We start from the raw sequence: 14,934 nt of genomic DNA, 5'->3' as shown, positions 1-14,934 counted from the left end.
CCAAAAATGTTTCATGATTTAGTTATTTCTTAAAGACTTTCTGTACGAATTTACAGCAAGTCGGACAATATTTCAAAATAATTTTTCGATTTTCTGGAATTATTTACATTAAATCATTAATTATTTCCAGAAACTATTGAAATCCAATGACAAGACTTGGAGAATATTTACAGGCCAGATCGATTAATAAATCGGAAGTTGCCCGAAAAACCGGTTTAAGCAAGCCTCGGGTGAGTGAATTAACCATTAATCCAACAGCCAAATTAAGGGTTGAAGAATTATATCTGATTGCTTTAGCGATTGGCGTAAAACCGGGTGAGTTATTGGAGTATGTGTGTGAGGGGGTGAAGCTGGTGGAGCAGAAATAGCTTTGCTTTGACTATTGATTGCTTTTTTGTTCTTGCTTTTATAAAAAAGTGACCCACAGAATTATTATATTGCTATAATAATGGTTTGTTGCTGCTTTTTGTTACGATTTTGCTTTTTCTATTTACTTCCAGCTTATGAGAAAAATATAAAATTGGGCTGTGCAGCGATTATACTTATGGCGCTTGCGTACGAATAAGGAAGTAACATTTTTGTAGGTAATTGTATCAAACGAGTTATTGTTGTAAGATATCCCAAGTTGGGACCAAATATGAAAATAGCCCAATTGATTGATTTTATATAGAATAAATACAATAAACTCAAAAAATTATGCACAAAATTTTTTGAAAATTATATATAAACTATATCTTTGTTAAAAAGCACCCTTACTGCAAATAAGAGTGCTCAATTAAATTTAATGGTTGGAGCCATTAATAAAGAATTCAAAATGATAACAAATTTAGTGAATCCCAATGAATCTCCAAACAGGAGACGGATTTTTTCCCGGCAAGAGGCGTTATTTGATTTACATCAAAACAGTGATGTATTGAAGCATCTATTCAGTTCCTTTGATGAAGCTGTTGAGCTTTTTAACGAAGAAGCTCGGATGACACCAGTTTTAGCAAGAGGAAGAAACTTCAATGCAAATTTAATGCAAGCAAAGTTTAACCAATGCATTTTAGGCACTTTGCCTAACAATTGGAAAGTAGGAAGCTATAAGCGGTTTTTAGTTATTAAAGGCCCTTATTTGATTCTTTTTAAAAAATTGAATCCGAAAGGGATGCCAATGGGCATAAAAACGGCATCCTTTACAAATCTGGTCCAGCAAACTTTCACTCCGCTGTTCAACAGCGACGAACATTCAACGGGGGTTTTGTTTTTTGGATACCAGGAGAATCGATTTGGAATTGTCGTAAGATCGGAATTGTTATGTATTGATAGTGGTGATGTAGCCTGGCGCATTTTCAAAGAAGACATCGGTCTTGATCATGGGAACCTGGGAATTACTCCTGTTGTCCCGATTGCTCCGATCGAACCCGATATTTTCGAAAGCATAAAATTAAAGCCCCAACAAAAGAGAGCAAATACTTTGTAATTACTGAACCGGCTCCAACCATTTTTTACTTTTTAAAATAAACCGTTATGCATATTATTGACCATAGGCAAATAATTTTTGCGAGAGAATTTCGGGGCTTATCTCAAACGGACTTATCGAATAGAATAGATGGGCTCTCACAATCTAATTTATCAAAATTTGAAAAAGGATTGTCTGTGTTGTCTGAAGAGGTTCTAAATAAAATTATTAATGAGTTGGACTTCCCCGTTTCCTTTTTTCAAAAGAAAATTTATAATCCTATAGAAAATGTACATTTTCGAAAAAGGTCCGGTATGCCAAAAAAGTATGAATTAGCTCTTACGCGGGAGTTAAAGCTATATGGTTATATCATTGATAGCCTTTCTGAATCCATTGAATGGCCCGAATTTAAGCTCCGTGGCTTTGATTTGGAGGAATACTCTATATCTTCTGTAGCAAAAAAAATCAGATCAGTCTTTTTATTAAAAGATGACGAGCCTGTAACAAATATTTACAATCTTTTAGAGAGAAATGGAATTATCATTATAGAGCACGATGCTTCTGAAAAATTCGACGGAGTCTCTTTTGTTTCTGACAAAGGCTATAAACTGATAATTTTAAATAAGAATTTCTCAAATGATAGAAAACGATTCACATTGAGTCATGAACTAGGTCATCTTCTGCTGCACATTATTGATAACCCTATTTTGCCTTTATATAGAGAAGATAAAAAAGAATCTGAAGCAAATGAATTCGCATCTTCCTTCTTAATGCCTAGAGATGTAATAATAGATAGTCTTTATAATCTAACATTAAGAAACTTAGCAGAACTAAAAAGATATTGGCAAACTTCAATGGCTTCAATTTTAAGACGAGCTAAAGACTTAAACTGTATATCTCCTGAAAGATATCAATATTTAAACATTGAATTGAGCAGGCATGGTTATAAAACTCAAGAGCCTATAGAGGTTACTATCGATGGACCTAAATTGTATAAAAAAGCTGTACAACTTTTTCGAGAGTCCTTCAATTATGATGAAAAAGATTTCGCTGCCGATTTTTCATTGCCGAGAGACATTACTGAAAAATTTTTATTTCAAAAAGCGAAAGTATCACAACAAAACAAACTAAGAGTTATTCTTTAATCCCTTTATCGACGCACATAAGTACTTGCGCTTCGTTGAAGTCATGATAAGGAATTTCCAAATATACGTTTAAAAAAAGGATATTATCTTAGGGAGTGGAGCAGCAGTAGTTAAACTTAAAAAGATCTGGTAGAAGTAAGAATAACATTTATTAAGTTCGCTTTTTGCTTTTCTACAATTGAATTGATATTAATAACCTTTGCCGAAGAAATTGTATTAAATTTTAAATTATCTACAGGCTTACAAAAATCAATATTCAATTGATTTTTATTGTTTGTTAAACTCTTTCTTATATCTTTTCTATTTTTCTTCATTTTTCTTCAGAAGACCTTTTTCATACAAAGAGTGTGTCGCTTGCTGTTCTAATGATGGTAGTGCTTGCAAAGATATACGAGACTTTGGATATTGCAAATTTTTAAATCCTAGATTTAATCTGCCGCTCGAGTCCTTCCTAGAATCTTTCATTATAAAAAATTCCATAAATCTTCTAGGAGCTACACCATCATATACTAACAATCGCACCTTCGAACTGTCTGATTCATCCTCAGTTATGGCATCATTGTGCAGAGGAATACCCAAACTTTTTGAATAAGGTTCTATATAATATATTTCTTCTATTCCCGATAAAATAATATGACGCACACAATTATGACATGGATATGTTGTACAAAATAACTTCCCTCCTATCATTTTACTACCTCCCAACTGGCTTCCAATAATAATTGCATGCATTTCGGCGTGAACAGCTCTGGAAAATTCTATTAAATCTTTAACACGACTATTTTTCCTAATAATCTTGTTCATTCTTATGTAATCCTCATTTAGGGGGTCAATCCGGCCTTCAGAAAAAAATTTCTTTTTGAATATTTCATCAGAAAATATAGCTTCTACTATTTCTTTTGCAATTATATCTTTTGTTGTGTCATTACTACAATATCCGTTATGTTTGCAGCGATGATCATTATTATCCCCTTCTGTATAAAGATTCCCACCAAACTTAGGAACATCATTCCATCCTCTTGAAATAATTTCACCCTTTCGATTGGTAATAGCTGCCCCTACTTGTCTCGAAAGACAGGCAGAATTACCAGCTGCAGATTTTGCCTCATACATCGCAATTTCGTGAGGCAATGGCGTGATAACGTCACTTTCAAAAATGATACCTAAATATCTATTTATTTTTTCCTTTAACTTACAAAGATTGTCAGCAGATACTCTAATGAAAAAATCGGCTTCAATAAATGTATCTTTCACATTTTGCCCATGTTGGTTATTCTCAAAATTATCTGTAAAAATAATATTATTGCTTTCATCAATAGAAAGTCCCTTATTAATTAGGTTTTGTTTTCTCTCATTTACCGGAGAAAAAATACTCACATGATAGAATATTTCCTTGTATATATCTCTTAATAGCTCCAATTCGGCTTTATTCTTAAGAGAGTCGATTATAAAACATTTCTTTCTACTTTTTAACTCTTCACTTTTTCTAAACTCAACTTTCCCATCACTATCCTGATGCCTGGTAATATGAATATCATTTATAGCCATCTCGGATAAAATTGAATGCCCATGTTCTTTCCTTAAAAAATTACCCCCATCTATTTTATTTGTTAAAAACGTATACTCCTTAGTTTCTCCCGCGCGTGTAGTTACAGTTTCTGTAACATACTTTTCGATATAACTACTCAATTTCAAAATTTGCACTTCATAGCCATATTCAGTTATAAGTTGATCGGATAATTCTTTAATTACTGGTTCTCTCAAAGATCCAATTGGAGCGCATATCCCAATTATTAGTTCATCAGTCAAAGTGTTTCTTACTTTTTCCTTCGTTGAGCTTTCTTTTTTCTGTTCCGTACTCAACTTACTAATTGGAATAGGATTCGGGATCGACATAAGACTATGAGGGGTTTTTATAGAAATTCTTTACAATAACAGTGTTAAAAGTAATTTACTTGATGCAGAACGTTTTGATATTTTCTAATCAGTGGATCGGATGATAAATATATTAAAAAAAACAGATACTATTACACCCAAACTTTGTACTTTAAAGGAATTTTTCAACTTTGGACAGTTATGGATAGTATAGATATGATACTAAAAGCGTTGACGCATTTCCGAGATGCGCGGGACTGGGATCAGTTTCACAACCCAAAGGACCTGGCCCTGGCCATTAATGTAGAGGCCGGGGAGCTGCTGGAGCTGTTCCTTTGGAAGGCGCCGGAGGAGGCCAACCGGGATAAGGTTAAGGAGGAGCTGGCGGATGTGCTGGCCTTTGCCTTTTTGCTGGCCAACAAATACGGCTTTGATATAAAGGAAATATTGCTGGAAAAAATAGCCGCTAACGATAAAAAATACCCGGTGGATAAGGCCAAAGGCACGGCCAAAAAGTATAATGAACTATAGCGCTTTTATAAAAACGCCAACTGCATGATTGTATACCAGCGTACCAAGGAAGATTTTAGTAATGATGTGCTTACCAATAGTATAGATGTTATTATTGCCGGGGCTATACGCCAAAAAACGGGGAAGGAAATAGGTGATAGTGAGCTTAAATCTTTTAAACACTCCTTGGCATATATGGACAAGGTGCTGCACGACAGGGAAATACCGGAAAACTGCGGTATATCTGTAGAATACCATATACCCCAAACCTGCAAACGGGTGGATTTTATCATATCCGGTACAGACGGGAAGCAGGAAAACGTAATTATTATAGAACTAAAACAATGGTCGGAGGCCTGGCTTACCGACCAGGACGGGGTTATAGAAACCCGCTACAAAGGTGGCATAAGCGCCACCAGTCACCCCTCCTACCAGGCATGGTCCTACGCAGCGCTACTGCAATCTTTCAACGCCACGGTGGAGGAAGAGCATATAAACCTGCACCCCTGTGCCTACCTGCACAACTATGCGCCGGATGATGTCATATCCAATACCTTTTACAGCTACTATATAGAAAAAGCTCCCGTGTTTTTACAACCGGATGCATTAAAGCTACGCGCTTTTATAAAGCGCTTTATGAAGTACGGGGATACCACCAACATCATCGCCCGTATTGATAACGGCAAAATACGCCCCTCCAAAACCCTTGCAGACAGTCTAAAATCAATCATGAAGGGTAATAAGGAGTTTATCATGATCGATGATCAGAAGGTGGTGTACGAGCAGGCGCTACGCCTGGCTAAACAATCCAACCCCAACAACAAAAATGTGCTGATTGTTGAGGGCGGGCCGGGCACCGGCAAATCTGTAGTGGCCATAAACCTATTGGTGGAGCTGAACAAGCGGGGACTGATGACGCAGTACGTAACCAAAACCAGCGCGCCGCGGGAAGTATATTTTGACAAGTTACAGGATGTGCGGCGTATGGCGGAGCTGAAGAACCTGTTTGTAGGCTCGGGTTCCTTTATGCGGGCTCCTAAAAATGCCATGGCGGCGCTTATTGTAGACGAAGCACACCGGCTTACAGAAAAAACCGGTTTTTTAAAACAGGGCGATAACCAGATACGGGAAATTATTAACACGGCTGCTTTCTGTGTATTTTTTATAGATGGTGACCAACGGGTACATATTGATGATTACGGAACGGCGGAACGCATAGAACAGTTTGCGGTGGAAGCGGGAGCGCGGGTGTATAAAACAAAGCTGGACTCACAGTTTCGCTGCAATGGGTCCGACGGGTACCTGGCCTGGCTGGATGATGTGCTGCAAAAGCGGGATACGGCCAACTACGCGTTGGATACGGTTGGTTTTGACTTTGAGTTTGAAGTAGTGGATACCCCCGGCCAACTGCGAAACCTTATTTTTGAAAAGAACAAAATAAACAACAAGGCAAGGCTGGTAGCAGGTTACTGTTGGGACTGGAAGAGCAAAAAAGTGCCGCTAGCCAATGACATTGTTTTTCCGGATGATGATTTTCAACTGCAATGGAACCTGAGCAGTTACGGCTCTAAGTGGATCATTGACCCCAATTCCGTAAACGAAGTGGGTTGTATACATACCTGCCAGGGTTTGGAAGTAGACTATGTGGGCGTTATTATTGGCGATGATTTAATTTACCGAGATGGAAAGGTATTGGTAGACCCCGCCAAACGTTCCAGGGACGATAAATCAATTTTCGGATATAAAAAACTGATGAAGGAAGACCCGGAAGCTACCCAGGAGTTGCTGCGGGCCATTATTAAGAATACCTACCGGGTACTGATGACCCGCGGCATGAAGGGCTGCTATGTGTATTGCACGGATAAGGCGCTGAAAAATTACCTGAAGTATCGCCTGCGCATACATTCTATGAACTGGGAGCAAACTACTGAGCCGGGCTTGCCGATGGCCGCAGAGGACCCGGCGGAGTATAAGACGAAGAGGAAGTAAAAACCGGGCTAAGTTTTCTTAACGCGCGCAGGCCTCTCGGCCTGTGCGGCTTTGTTATTTGTCTTATTATATTTTACAGGTACAGTAGTTACAGAAGCCGCTTTAGGCAGCACCCAAGTTACGGCTATGCTAGGCGGGGAGGCCTGCTCAAGACGAAAAATTTGTACCTTTCTTTAGAAATGACATTATGAAGACGGTACAAAACAGCCAACAATGAACAACAAGCTTAGAGATTATTTGATGGATTTTAAACCGAATAAAGAAGGGGCGTCGCAACATACATTTGAACACCTTCAGCATCAAAATAGGTTTTCATTGCCTCAGGACTATATAGATTTTATGAAAGCATTTAATGGGGGCGAAGGAGGGATTGGCGAAAATGGCTGGCTTTATCTTTTTCCTGCAGAAGCGCTAATGGACATTAACAAGGCTTATGGTATTTTAATGGAACAAATTCCGGGCTATTTTTTATTTGGAAAAGATGCGGCAGATACCGGCTATGCCTTCCAAAAGCAAACGGGGGCCATTTATTCTTTTGGGTTGATGTCGAATTTCGAAACAAATTCAATGGATTTTTGTGGAAGCAATTTTTCAGAATTTACTGAATACCTGTTTAACACATGACGGACCTGCACCTAACATCTCACCCCGGTACCGCCGGTAGTTTATGCTGGGGCATTCAAAAAAACAAGCTGGCCGGTGATGTAATCGTCATTGAGGATACGCCCGGCATAGGCCCCCTGGATGACGGGAAAAAAAGAGCGGCATTCCTGCAAAGCATGGGATTTGAGGAATATTATATGCACCTGGGAATGGTTGAAACAGATGCATTTGCCCCCTGGTTAGCACTACAGGAGCGGCTGCGCCAGAACCCCGCAGGCAGGCTGGTACTTTGGGCGGGCAGCGATGCCAACGATTATATATTTATTAGAATGGCCTGTTATTGGTTAAGGGGCATTGACGTAAAGATAGCGCTAATACAGGTGCCCCCTCTATGGGGGCACCACAGTATATCCGCCCACTCCATGCCGGAACTGGTTTCCATGCTTCACCAGGCCGTACCGCTCAATAGGGCAAAACGTGAGCGGTTTGCAAAACAATTTGAGCAGATTGCCGCCCGGCCGGAGTTATTAAGGGAATGCGATGAAAATGGAGTATTGCGGTTTAAAGACCTTTCTGTATACGACGGCGATGTGCTGGGGTACTGCAGCAGGCGTTGGAAACCTGCAGTGCGTATGGTGGGAGAAATCATGGGGCGCAGCGATGGGCGCAATCCTTTGGGGGAGTTATTTGCCTGTTCCCGGTTAAAGCACCTGGTCCTGAGCGGCGATTTGGAAGCCGACGGGCCGCTTACCTCAATGAGAACGTTCCGCGTGCGGCTTGCTAAAAAGCATGTACAAGCTCCCGCAACCACTTTATGATTGATTATTTATGATATTTGTGTTTATGAAAAATGGTCCGTCGCTTATTTGATTGCCGTAATAACTGCTGTTGTAATTTTCTTTATTTCCAACTTCGCTTACCTGATTTCCCCAGCTCATGAGAAAAACATAAAAATCGGCTGTGGGGTTGTTATGCTTGTGGTAGTTATATACATCCTGACAGGGAAGAAGAAAAAGTAATTTTTTGCTCCAAAGCCGCACTGGCCTCCGGCCTGTGCGGCTTTGTAACCTGGCTTCACCTATTTTGCAGATACAGTAATTACAGAAGCCTCTTTAGGTAGCACCCAAGTTACGGCATGCATAGGCCGGGAGGCCTGTGCAAGAAGCAACAAGATGCCAGAAAGGTTCCTCTACTTGCCGCCGCGGCGGGCTCGGTCGGGATGACCGGGTATTACCACTTGCCCGCCTTCGCCAACTCAGGAAAACGCAATTCGGATATCAACTCCTCAGCTTTGCTCCGGGCATTTTTTTATTCTTGTTCATTTTCTTCTTCTGTTGTGTTTATTTCGTTCAGCACTAAGGTTTGCAGCTCCTCTTTCGGTAACAGCAATTGGTATTCGGCTACGCCAATGGGTTTATTAATGTCTTGCAAAGCAATTTCCACATCCAAATGGTCTTTATCGGCACAGAGGATAATACCAACGGACGGGTTTTCGTTTTCGCCTTTTTCTAACTTATTTAACAAAGAAAGATAGAGGTTCATTTTTCCTGCATATTCTGCTTTGAAGCTGCCAATTTTTAATTCAATAGCCACCAACGACTGTAAACCCCTGTGGAAGAAAAGCATATCTACAAAGTATTCTTTGCCGTTATATTCCAGGCGGTATTGATTGCCGATAAATGAAAATCCTTTGCCTAATTCCAATATAAAAGCCCTGATCTTGGCGATCAGCCGGTTTTCCAACTCCATTTCTTTCACAGGTTCCGTTATGCCCAGGAACCCGAGGTTGTAGGAACTTTTAAATACTTCATTGGCATATGCTGCACCTGGTTCAGGTAAGGTAGCGCTAAAATTATTTGCTTTTAATTGGTTTTTTGCACGGCCATAAGTGTCCATCTTAATGGCATTGAGCAATAAATCTCTCGACCAGTTTTTTTCTATGGTTTGCTGTGCATACCACAGGCGGGCATTTTTGTCTTTTACTTTCTCTATCAGTAAAATATTGTGTCCCCAGGGTATTTTTGCAACGACTTGTTGCAAATTTGCCACAGCCTGCGGCAAATTTGTATGTGACTCACTGTCAGTGCTTTGCAATTTTGCCATAGGCTGTGGCAAAATTATAGTTCCAGGATATTCTCTATAAAAAGCAAGCATTCGGCCCAGGTTACGTTCCGAAAATCCTTTAAGGTCAGTAAACTCGTTTTTTAAATCTACTGCCAGGCGTGGAATTACCTTTGCCGACCAACCTTCCTGCTGTTGGCGTTCGGCTATCATTTTGCCTGTTTGCCAATACAATAATATCATTTGGGTGTTTATAGCAAGTACAGCATTCAAACGAGCTTTTTGTATAGCGGTTTTTATGTCGACTAATAAAGATTGGTATTCTACTGTTTCTATATCCTTGCTCATTTGTCTGAATATTTTTATAAAACTGCTACGAAGCGTAGCAGTTTTATATCTGTATCACTTTTCATGTCGTAATTTGACCATAGAAAACACAGTTACAAAATCCCTGGAGGGCAATTATAAACAACATTCAATAAAACTACTGAATAACCTCAATCTTTCCATATATAATGGGCGGTATAAAAGGATTAAGTGCGAATTTTCCCAAACCCGCACTGGCCTCCGGCCTGTGCGGCGTTGTTAATTAGCTTAATATATTTTGCAGATACAGTAATTACAGAAGCCGCTTTAGGCAGCACCTAAGTTACGGGCATGCACAGGCCGGGAGGCCTGCGCAAGAAGGGCAAGAATGCATTCTAAAAACAAGATGCCGGAGAGATCTCTCCGCTCGCCCCCTGGGGCGGGCTCGGTCGGGATGACCAGGTTATTTGTTACCGGGAGTTAAAAAACCGCCATCACCCCGGCCGCAGGCGGCGGTAGCGATGGCGGATATATATTGAGGTGTTTAAGTGAGTGACACAACCGGGCTGCCATAAGCACTGCAGCCGGGTTCATAAAAAGTCCCTCGGAGAGATCCTTCCGCTCGCCCTTCAGGCTCGGTCAGGATGACGGTAATACGCCGTCCTGCGGACCCGGTCAGGATGACGATGATACAGATGCCCCCTCCTACTTTAAAAACCCGTTGAAATAGTTTAACAACGTAGCCGTTTGCTCCATAAGGCTTACGTGGCCCTGCCCGGGTACAATGGCCAGCTGGGATGCGGGCGCGGGGCCAAAACCGGCTACTACATTGCCGCCCAGCAGCTGGTAGGTTTTGATGAGCCCCAGCTTATCCAGCCCGTCATTATCACCGGCAATAATGAGCACGGGGGCCGTGATGTTGGCAATGTTGGCATCGCCCAGGTTAAAGGGCTGCTGCGCAGAGGCGATCATCTGCTGCAGGAAGGGGATCCATTTGGTGGTATCCGGCGCCACGGCATTGTAGGCGGCGTGCATAGGCGATTGATCAAAGAACTCGGGCTTCATTTGTTTAAAGGCGGCGTTTACCTGGGGCAGCCAGCCTTCGCTTTTATAGGTGGCAGAAATGATGACCAGCTTTTTTAAGCGCCTGGGGTGTTGTATGGCAAACTGGTAGGCGATGGCGCCGCCAAAGCTATAGCCGGCTACATCGGCACTGTCTATATGCAGGTAATCCATTACGCCGGCCACATCACCGGCCAGGGTGGCATGGGATAATTTACGATCGGAGTACGGGGTGTGCCCGTGGCCCTGCAGTTCCAGGGCTATCACCTTGTGGTTTTTTGACAGCTCGGGGATCAATTTGCCCCAGTTGCCATCGATGGTCATAAAAGCCCCGTGTAACAATACCAGGGGCTGGCCCTGGCCATATACCTTGTAATAAACCTTAATGCCGTTAACGGGGGCATAGCCGCTATCGGCCGGGGAGCCGGGTTGTTGCGCGTGGGTGGTGGCTGCTGTAAGCATAATAATGATGATTAAACGTATGATGTTGAAAAGATTTTTTATGTTGGTTCTATTGTTCATAACGCCTGTTTTTGGGTTGTATGCCTTTGTTTTTTAACGCTACAAAGATGGAGTGGTTTTGGGGGATGGAAGCCGTGTAAAAACGACAAGTTTGGGGGTGGATTTTACCGGGTGTGTTTTGGGGCGTACTATTTTTTTGGGAGAGCCTGGGTTATTGGGGGGACAGAGCGTGTTACGTGCAGGGGCCGATGGCTCCCTTGGGGTGGATTGGTTAGTGACGATGGATGGGCTGGCAAAAAATGATTGCAGTTAATGTTTGCGCACCGGTTTCCGGACCTGTTCTTGCTCCTACCAGATTTGGTTTACAAGAACAACCATTTTTTTACTTTTTTGTACGCGGTGCCAGGATGGCAGCAACGTTGCCTTTGAGGGCATTTTTAATACTTTTGATTACCGGCAGGTCTGTCGCGTTTTTAGTGCCCTCCAGACCGGTTTTAAGGGTTCATAGCCACCATTTCTGCGCTTCTTAAATAAAAGGTACTCAAACAATATATTAAAGCCTTAAATCGCCTTATTATGGCCCAAACCGGAAAGACTGAATTTTCTGTATCGTTTCTGTATCCTTTCTGTATCGTTTGTATATCCTTTGTATATCGTTTCTGTATCGTTTGTATATCGTTTGTTCGGTGCTCGTATATCCCTCTTTTTTGAACCGGCATGGATAATTTCTGAACCATTTTTGCCAGAATGACAGGCAAAAAGGGGAAGGTTTTCATATTCAAAAAACTGCTTTCCGGACTGTATAGGGTGAAATGTTTGCCATTAAAAAAAGTGTTACTGTTCCGCGCAGACTGCCGTATTTTTTCCAGGGGGGTGTCTGTTACCTACACCTTACAGGAGGTGCGGCTTATCGCTCTCATAATATGCGCTGGCCTCGGCCGTTGCCTTACTCCTTCTGAAGCGTATAAATACGCTTCTTTCCTCCATAAAGCCCATCCGCCTTAATGGTGAAAACAGCTTCGCCATTGAAGGAAATAATACAGATGCCACGATCCAGGGCGCCGGCCTCCGGCCAGTTAATAAAGATATTTATTTGTTTAAGATCATTAGCCAATTCATAAAACCCGCTGGTATCCGTAAATGGGATATTATACCCCCTCATCTGGTATATAAAGCCAAACCCGGCAAACGCTTTTTTTGAAATGCGGAACTGCTTCAGGGAGTCGGGGCTAAGCCAGTCAAATTCGCTCAGCGTTGAATCGCCCCGCCTTAAAGGCCATAAGGCCAGGCCGCTAAAAGGCTTATGAAAATAATCAAAGGTTTTAATGGTTACAAACTCCGCAGTATCACCCTTTATGAATTCCAGCCGGGGTATGGGATAGGCCTGCAGACTGTCCAGGCTCTTCATATACAATTTATTTCCCTTGATGCGCCAGGTGCCTTTTGCTAATACGCATCCATGCTCCGTTGAAGCGGTAAAAAATAATAATGATCGGAGCTGAGCGTAAGATAGTCAGCCCCAAATATTCCTCCGTGATTGTTTACATAATACCTGAAAGATGTGGGTTGTTGCTGTGCTCTGCAAGGAAGGCTTAACAGCAGCAATATATTCAACAATAGATATGCGTATTTTTTTATCATAACCCCTTTTTACCAAAGCTTCCACCAACTTTTTTTAGAAGAAATTGTAGCGCCGGATTTATTATTGGGCGTATATAGCTCGCCATCATCGCCCACTACCTTTGCTTGTAACTGCACAGCCATGGCCAGCATTTTATCAATAATTTCGACACCTGGATTCTTTACATCGATAGTACCCGCATGGTATGAAAACCTTGCATGGTTGCCCTCAATGCCATCGCGGGAATAGGCCGTCCATACGGAAAGCCCCTCGCTATCTACTGTTATGGCATCGCCGCTTGTTGTGGCAGCCGTTGCCTCGTGATCCAGCCGCATTTCGGGATCATTCTTTACCAGCTCCATCCACTCCTGCAGGGAAATAGCTGCAGCCGGGTCTTCATCTGCCCAGTTTTCCCTCCGGGTAATGTGCAATTCATAGCCCATCGCTATTGGTTTTTGAATGTATGCGTCACTTCAATACGACCAATAATGTGATCATTGAATTCCTCCAGCTCTTCTGCCGGTATCCAAAGCTCATCATGCCGCTGATCGCCAACATTCTGTACGGTAAACTTTTGCAGGTATGCGCTGTCTACGGCAAAACGGGTTACATAGCCCACACCATAGGCCGGCACATTCCATTCCCTGGTGATCTGGATGGCATAGCCCTCGTTCATTACGGGATAAAAAATGGGCTGATCCTGCAGGCGGGGCGGGAACCGTTTATAGCCGGATTGCGCAATCAAATCCAGCTCTGTTTGGTTAACGGGACGGTATAATAAAGTGGTTGCTGTTGTTTGCATGTTTTTATAAAAGCCTTGATTATTATTTTACTCCTTAATATACCTTTTATCATCCAGCTTTTCCTTTTTATCGCTGACTAGTTTAACCCGCCGGTTCTTGTAATCTACCTCAAAACGGTAAACCCGGTAAAAGACGTCATCATTATTGTGCTTTTCCCATCCCCTTATTTGTACGTCGTATTTATAGGTATGAGGGATGGGGGTGAGCAGGTTAAAAAAGATCTCTTCATTGGCTTCCATTTCAGCCTTCTTTTTCTTTACATAATCCAATGACTCTATCCATTCAATTATTTGCTGCTGCCGGGCAAACTCTGCATTTACTTCCTTATCAAACCGCCTATTCCATTGCCGGCCATATTTTTTAGCGATCAGCGCTTTAACCGCTGTATTGTGTTTTTCCGCGCTATCAGCAATTTCCTGCGGTGTAGTGCAATCCCCAACGGGGTAAAATTCAATACCCCATTTATGGGCAATAACATCTTCGGCATTCTGGCGCAAAAAATTGGGTAATCCGTAAACAAGTAGCCGGTACTTTGGCGAAGCTGTTTGTGCCTGGGTCGCACCGATGGATACAGTCGTAATGATGATAAGCAGCAGGTGTTTTAGCATATTGTTTTTCCAATGGGGTGTGGTACTTATTTTCTATAAAAATAGCATTATTTTTTAAAGCAGCGATCCGATAAAGGAGGTTAACACAAGTGAGTTGCCACTACTAACCGGATTGAATCCGATAACGCAGGAGGATAAAAGAGCATATGGTTATCAACAAACATATTAAAATTATTTTTAACTTTACAAAAATATGCAACCATGAAAAAAGAACGGATCACAGAACGATTACACAAATTTTAAGCCGCCTGTTATGAAATAAAAGGGGTGCCCTTCGACAAGCCATCCTTCGACAGACCATCCTTCGACAAGCTCAGGATGGCAGAAGGGTCTTCTTATCATGGTGCGTTTTTGTGCTGAGCTTGACGTGCTGAGCTTGACGTGCTGAGCTTGACGTGCTGAGCTTGACGTGCTGAGCTTGACGTGCTGAGCTTGACGTGCTGAGCTT

15 protein-coding genes are annotated in these 14,934 nt (G+C 42.0%); 7 read left to right on the top strand and 8 right to left on the bottom strand.

Annotation, left to right across the window (positions count from 1 at the left end; all coding sequences use genetic code 11):
- The first annotated feature begins 146 nt into the window (after positions 1-146).
- The 3 genes from BLS44_RS23465 to BLS44_RS23455 all read left to right on the top strand — a co-directional run bounded on the left by BLS44_RS23465 (position 147) and on the right by BLS44_RS23455 (position 2,586).
- A complete protein-coding gene (locus BLS44_RS23465) occupies positions 147-368 on the top strand; it encodes a helix-turn-helix domain-containing protein (protein ID WP_090393040.1) in 222 nt (73 codons plus the stop codon).
- 368 nt (positions 369-736) lie between these two features.
- Positions 737-1,462 (top strand): hypothetical protein, encoded by a 726-nt coding sequence (locus BLS44_RS23460; RefSeq protein WP_090393038.1) that lies wholly within the window; start codon positions 737-739, stop codon positions 1,460-1,462.
- 47 nt (positions 1,463-1,509) lie between these two features.
- On the top strand, positions 1,510-2,586 hold the full coding sequence (locus BLS44_RS23455) for a helix-turn-helix domain-containing protein (protein WP_090393035.1): 1,077 nt from the start codon (positions 1,510-1,512) through the stop codon (positions 2,584-2,586).
- A gap of 300 nt (positions 2,587-2,886) precedes the next feature.
- On the opposite strand, the gene BLS44_RS23445 is transcribed toward BLS44_RS23455, so the two are convergent.
- Complete coding sequence (locus tag BLS44_RS23445) at positions 2,887-4,482, bottom strand: anti-phage dCTP deaminase (RefSeq protein WP_090393031.1); 1,596 nt, start codon at positions 4,480-4,482, stop codon at positions 2,887-2,889.
- 180 nt (positions 4,483-4,662) lie between these two features.
- On the opposite strand from BLS44_RS23445, the gene BLS44_RS23440 reads away from it, so the two are divergent.
- From BLS44_RS23440 to BLS44_RS23425, 4 genes are all read left to right on the top strand, one after another.
- The gene (locus BLS44_RS23440) at positions 4,663-4,992 is read left to right on the top strand and encodes a nucleotide pyrophosphohydrolase (protein ID WP_090393029.1); all 330 of its coding nucleotides are present in this window, start codon (positions 4,663-4,665) and stop codon (positions 4,990-4,992) included.
- 24 nt (positions 4,993-5,016) lie between these two features.
- The gene (locus tag BLS44_RS23435) at positions 5,017-6,960 is read left to right on the top strand and encodes a DUF2075 domain-containing protein (RefSeq protein WP_090393027.1); all 1,944 of its coding nucleotides are present in this window, start codon (positions 5,017-5,019) and stop codon (positions 6,958-6,960) included.
- Positions 6,961-7,173: 213 nt separating this feature from the next.
- On the top strand, positions 7,174-7,584 hold the full coding sequence (locus BLS44_RS23430) for an SMI1/KNR4 family protein (protein WP_143019905.1): 411 nt from the start codon (positions 7,174-7,176) through the stop codon (positions 7,582-7,584).
- Complete coding sequence (locus tag BLS44_RS23425; RefSeq protein WP_090393023.1) at positions 7,581-8,381, top strand: DUF3658 domain-containing protein; 801 nt, start codon at positions 7,581-7,583, stop codon at positions 8,379-8,381. The genes BLS44_RS23430 and BLS44_RS23425 overlap by 4 nt, the downstream gene beginning before the upstream one ends.
- 490 nt (positions 8,382-8,871) lie before the next feature.
- On the opposite strand, the gene BLS44_RS23415 is transcribed toward BLS44_RS23425, so the two are convergent.
- From BLS44_RS23415 to BLS44_RS26860, 7 genes are all read right to left on the bottom strand, one after another.
- The gene (locus BLS44_RS23415) at positions 8,872-9,972 is read right to left on the bottom strand and encodes a PDDEXK nuclease domain-containing protein (protein WP_090393019.1); all 1,101 of its coding nucleotides are present in this window, start codon (positions 9,970-9,972) and stop codon (positions 8,872-8,874) included.
- Positions 9,973-10,635: 663 nt separating this feature from the next.
- Positions 10,636-11,514: an alpha/beta fold hydrolase gene (locus BLS44_RS23410; RefSeq protein WP_090393017.1), complete on the bottom strand. Its 879-nt coding sequence runs from the start codon at positions 11,512-11,514 to the stop codon at positions 10,636-10,638.
- 886 nt (positions 11,515-12,400) lie between these two features.
- Positions 12,401-12,862: a hypothetical protein gene (locus BLS44_RS23395; RefSeq protein ID WP_090393011.1), complete on the bottom strand. Its 462-nt coding sequence runs from the start codon at positions 12,860-12,862 to the stop codon at positions 12,401-12,403.
- A 242-nt stretch (positions 12,863-13,104) separates the two neighbouring features.
- Positions 13,105-13,518, bottom strand: coding sequence for a hypothetical protein (locus BLS44_RS23390; protein ID WP_090393009.1), 414 nt, complete (start codon positions 13,516-13,518; stop codon positions 13,105-13,107).
- A 2-nt stretch (positions 13,519-13,520) separates the two neighbouring features.
- Positions 13,521-13,877, bottom strand: coding sequence for a hypothetical protein (locus BLS44_RS23385; RefSeq protein ID WP_090393007.1), 357 nt, complete (start codon positions 13,875-13,877; stop codon positions 13,521-13,523).
- A gap of 27 nt (positions 13,878-13,904) precedes the next feature.
- Entirely contained in the window at positions 13,905-14,486 is a 582-nt protein-coding gene (locus BLS44_RS23380) for an FEKKY domain-containing protein (protein ID WP_090393005.1), read from the bottom strand.
- Between the two features lie 228 nt (positions 14,487-14,714).
- Positions 14,715-14,934, bottom strand: a 220-nt coding sequence (locus BLS44_RS26860) for a hypothetical protein (RefSeq protein ID WP_218127809.1), incomplete at its 5' end; no start/stop codon positions are given.

It is taken from the genome of Niabella drilacis, from assembly GCF_900101395.1.
Classification (GTDB): Bacteria; Bacteroidota; Bacteroidia; order Chitinophagales; family Chitinophagaceae; genus Niabella; species Niabella drilacis.
This window is presented reverse-complemented; position numbering and strand designations above follow the sequence as displayed.

Coding starts and splice junctions, on each gene's coding strand:
- BLS44_RS23465 (WP_090393040.1), top strand. CDS start 147: ATGACAAGACTTGGAGAATATTTACAGGCCAGATCGATTAATAAATCG.
- BLS44_RS23455 (WP_090393035.1), top strand. CDS start 1,510: ATGCATATTATTGACCATAGGCAAATAATTTTTGCGAGAGAATTTCGG.
- BLS44_RS23445 (WP_090393031.1), bottom strand. CDS start 4,482: ATGTCGATCCCGAATCCTATTCCAATTAGTAAGTTGAGTACGGAACAG.
- BLS44_RS23440 (WP_090393029.1), top strand. CDS start 4,663: ATGGATAGTATAGATATGATACTAAAAGCGTTGACGCATTTCCGAGAT.
- BLS44_RS23435 (WP_090393027.1), top strand. CDS start 5,017: ATGATTGTATACCAGCGTACCAAGGAAGATTTTAGTAATGATGTGCTT.
- BLS44_RS23430 (WP_143019905.1), top strand. CDS start 7,174: ATGAACAACAAGCTTAGAGATTATTTGATGGATTTTAAACCGAATAAA.
- BLS44_RS23425 (WP_090393023.1), top strand. CDS start 7,581: ATGACGGACCTGCACCTAACATCTCACCCCGGTACCGCCGGTAGTTTA.
- BLS44_RS23415 (WP_090393019.1), bottom strand. CDS start 9,972: ATGAGCAAGGATATAGAAACAGTAGAATACCAATCTTTATTAGTCGAC.
- BLS44_RS23410 (WP_090393017.1), bottom strand. CDS start 11,514: ATGAACAATAGAACCAACATAAAAAATCTTTTCAACATCATACGTTTA.
- BLS44_RS23395 (WP_090393011.1), bottom strand. CDS start 12,862: ATGAAGAGCCTGGACAGTCTGCAGGCCTATCCCATACCCCGGCTGGAA.
- BLS44_RS23390 (WP_090393009.1), bottom strand. CDS start 13,518: ATGGGCTATGAATTGCACATTACCCGGAGGGAAAACTGGGCAGATGAA.
- BLS44_RS23385 (WP_090393007.1), bottom strand. CDS start 13,877: ATGCAAACAACAGCAACCACTTTATTATACCGTCCCGTTAACCAAACA.
- BLS44_RS23380 (WP_090393005.1), bottom strand. CDS start 14,486: ATGCTAAAACACCTGCTGCTTATCATCATTACGACTGTATCCATCGGT.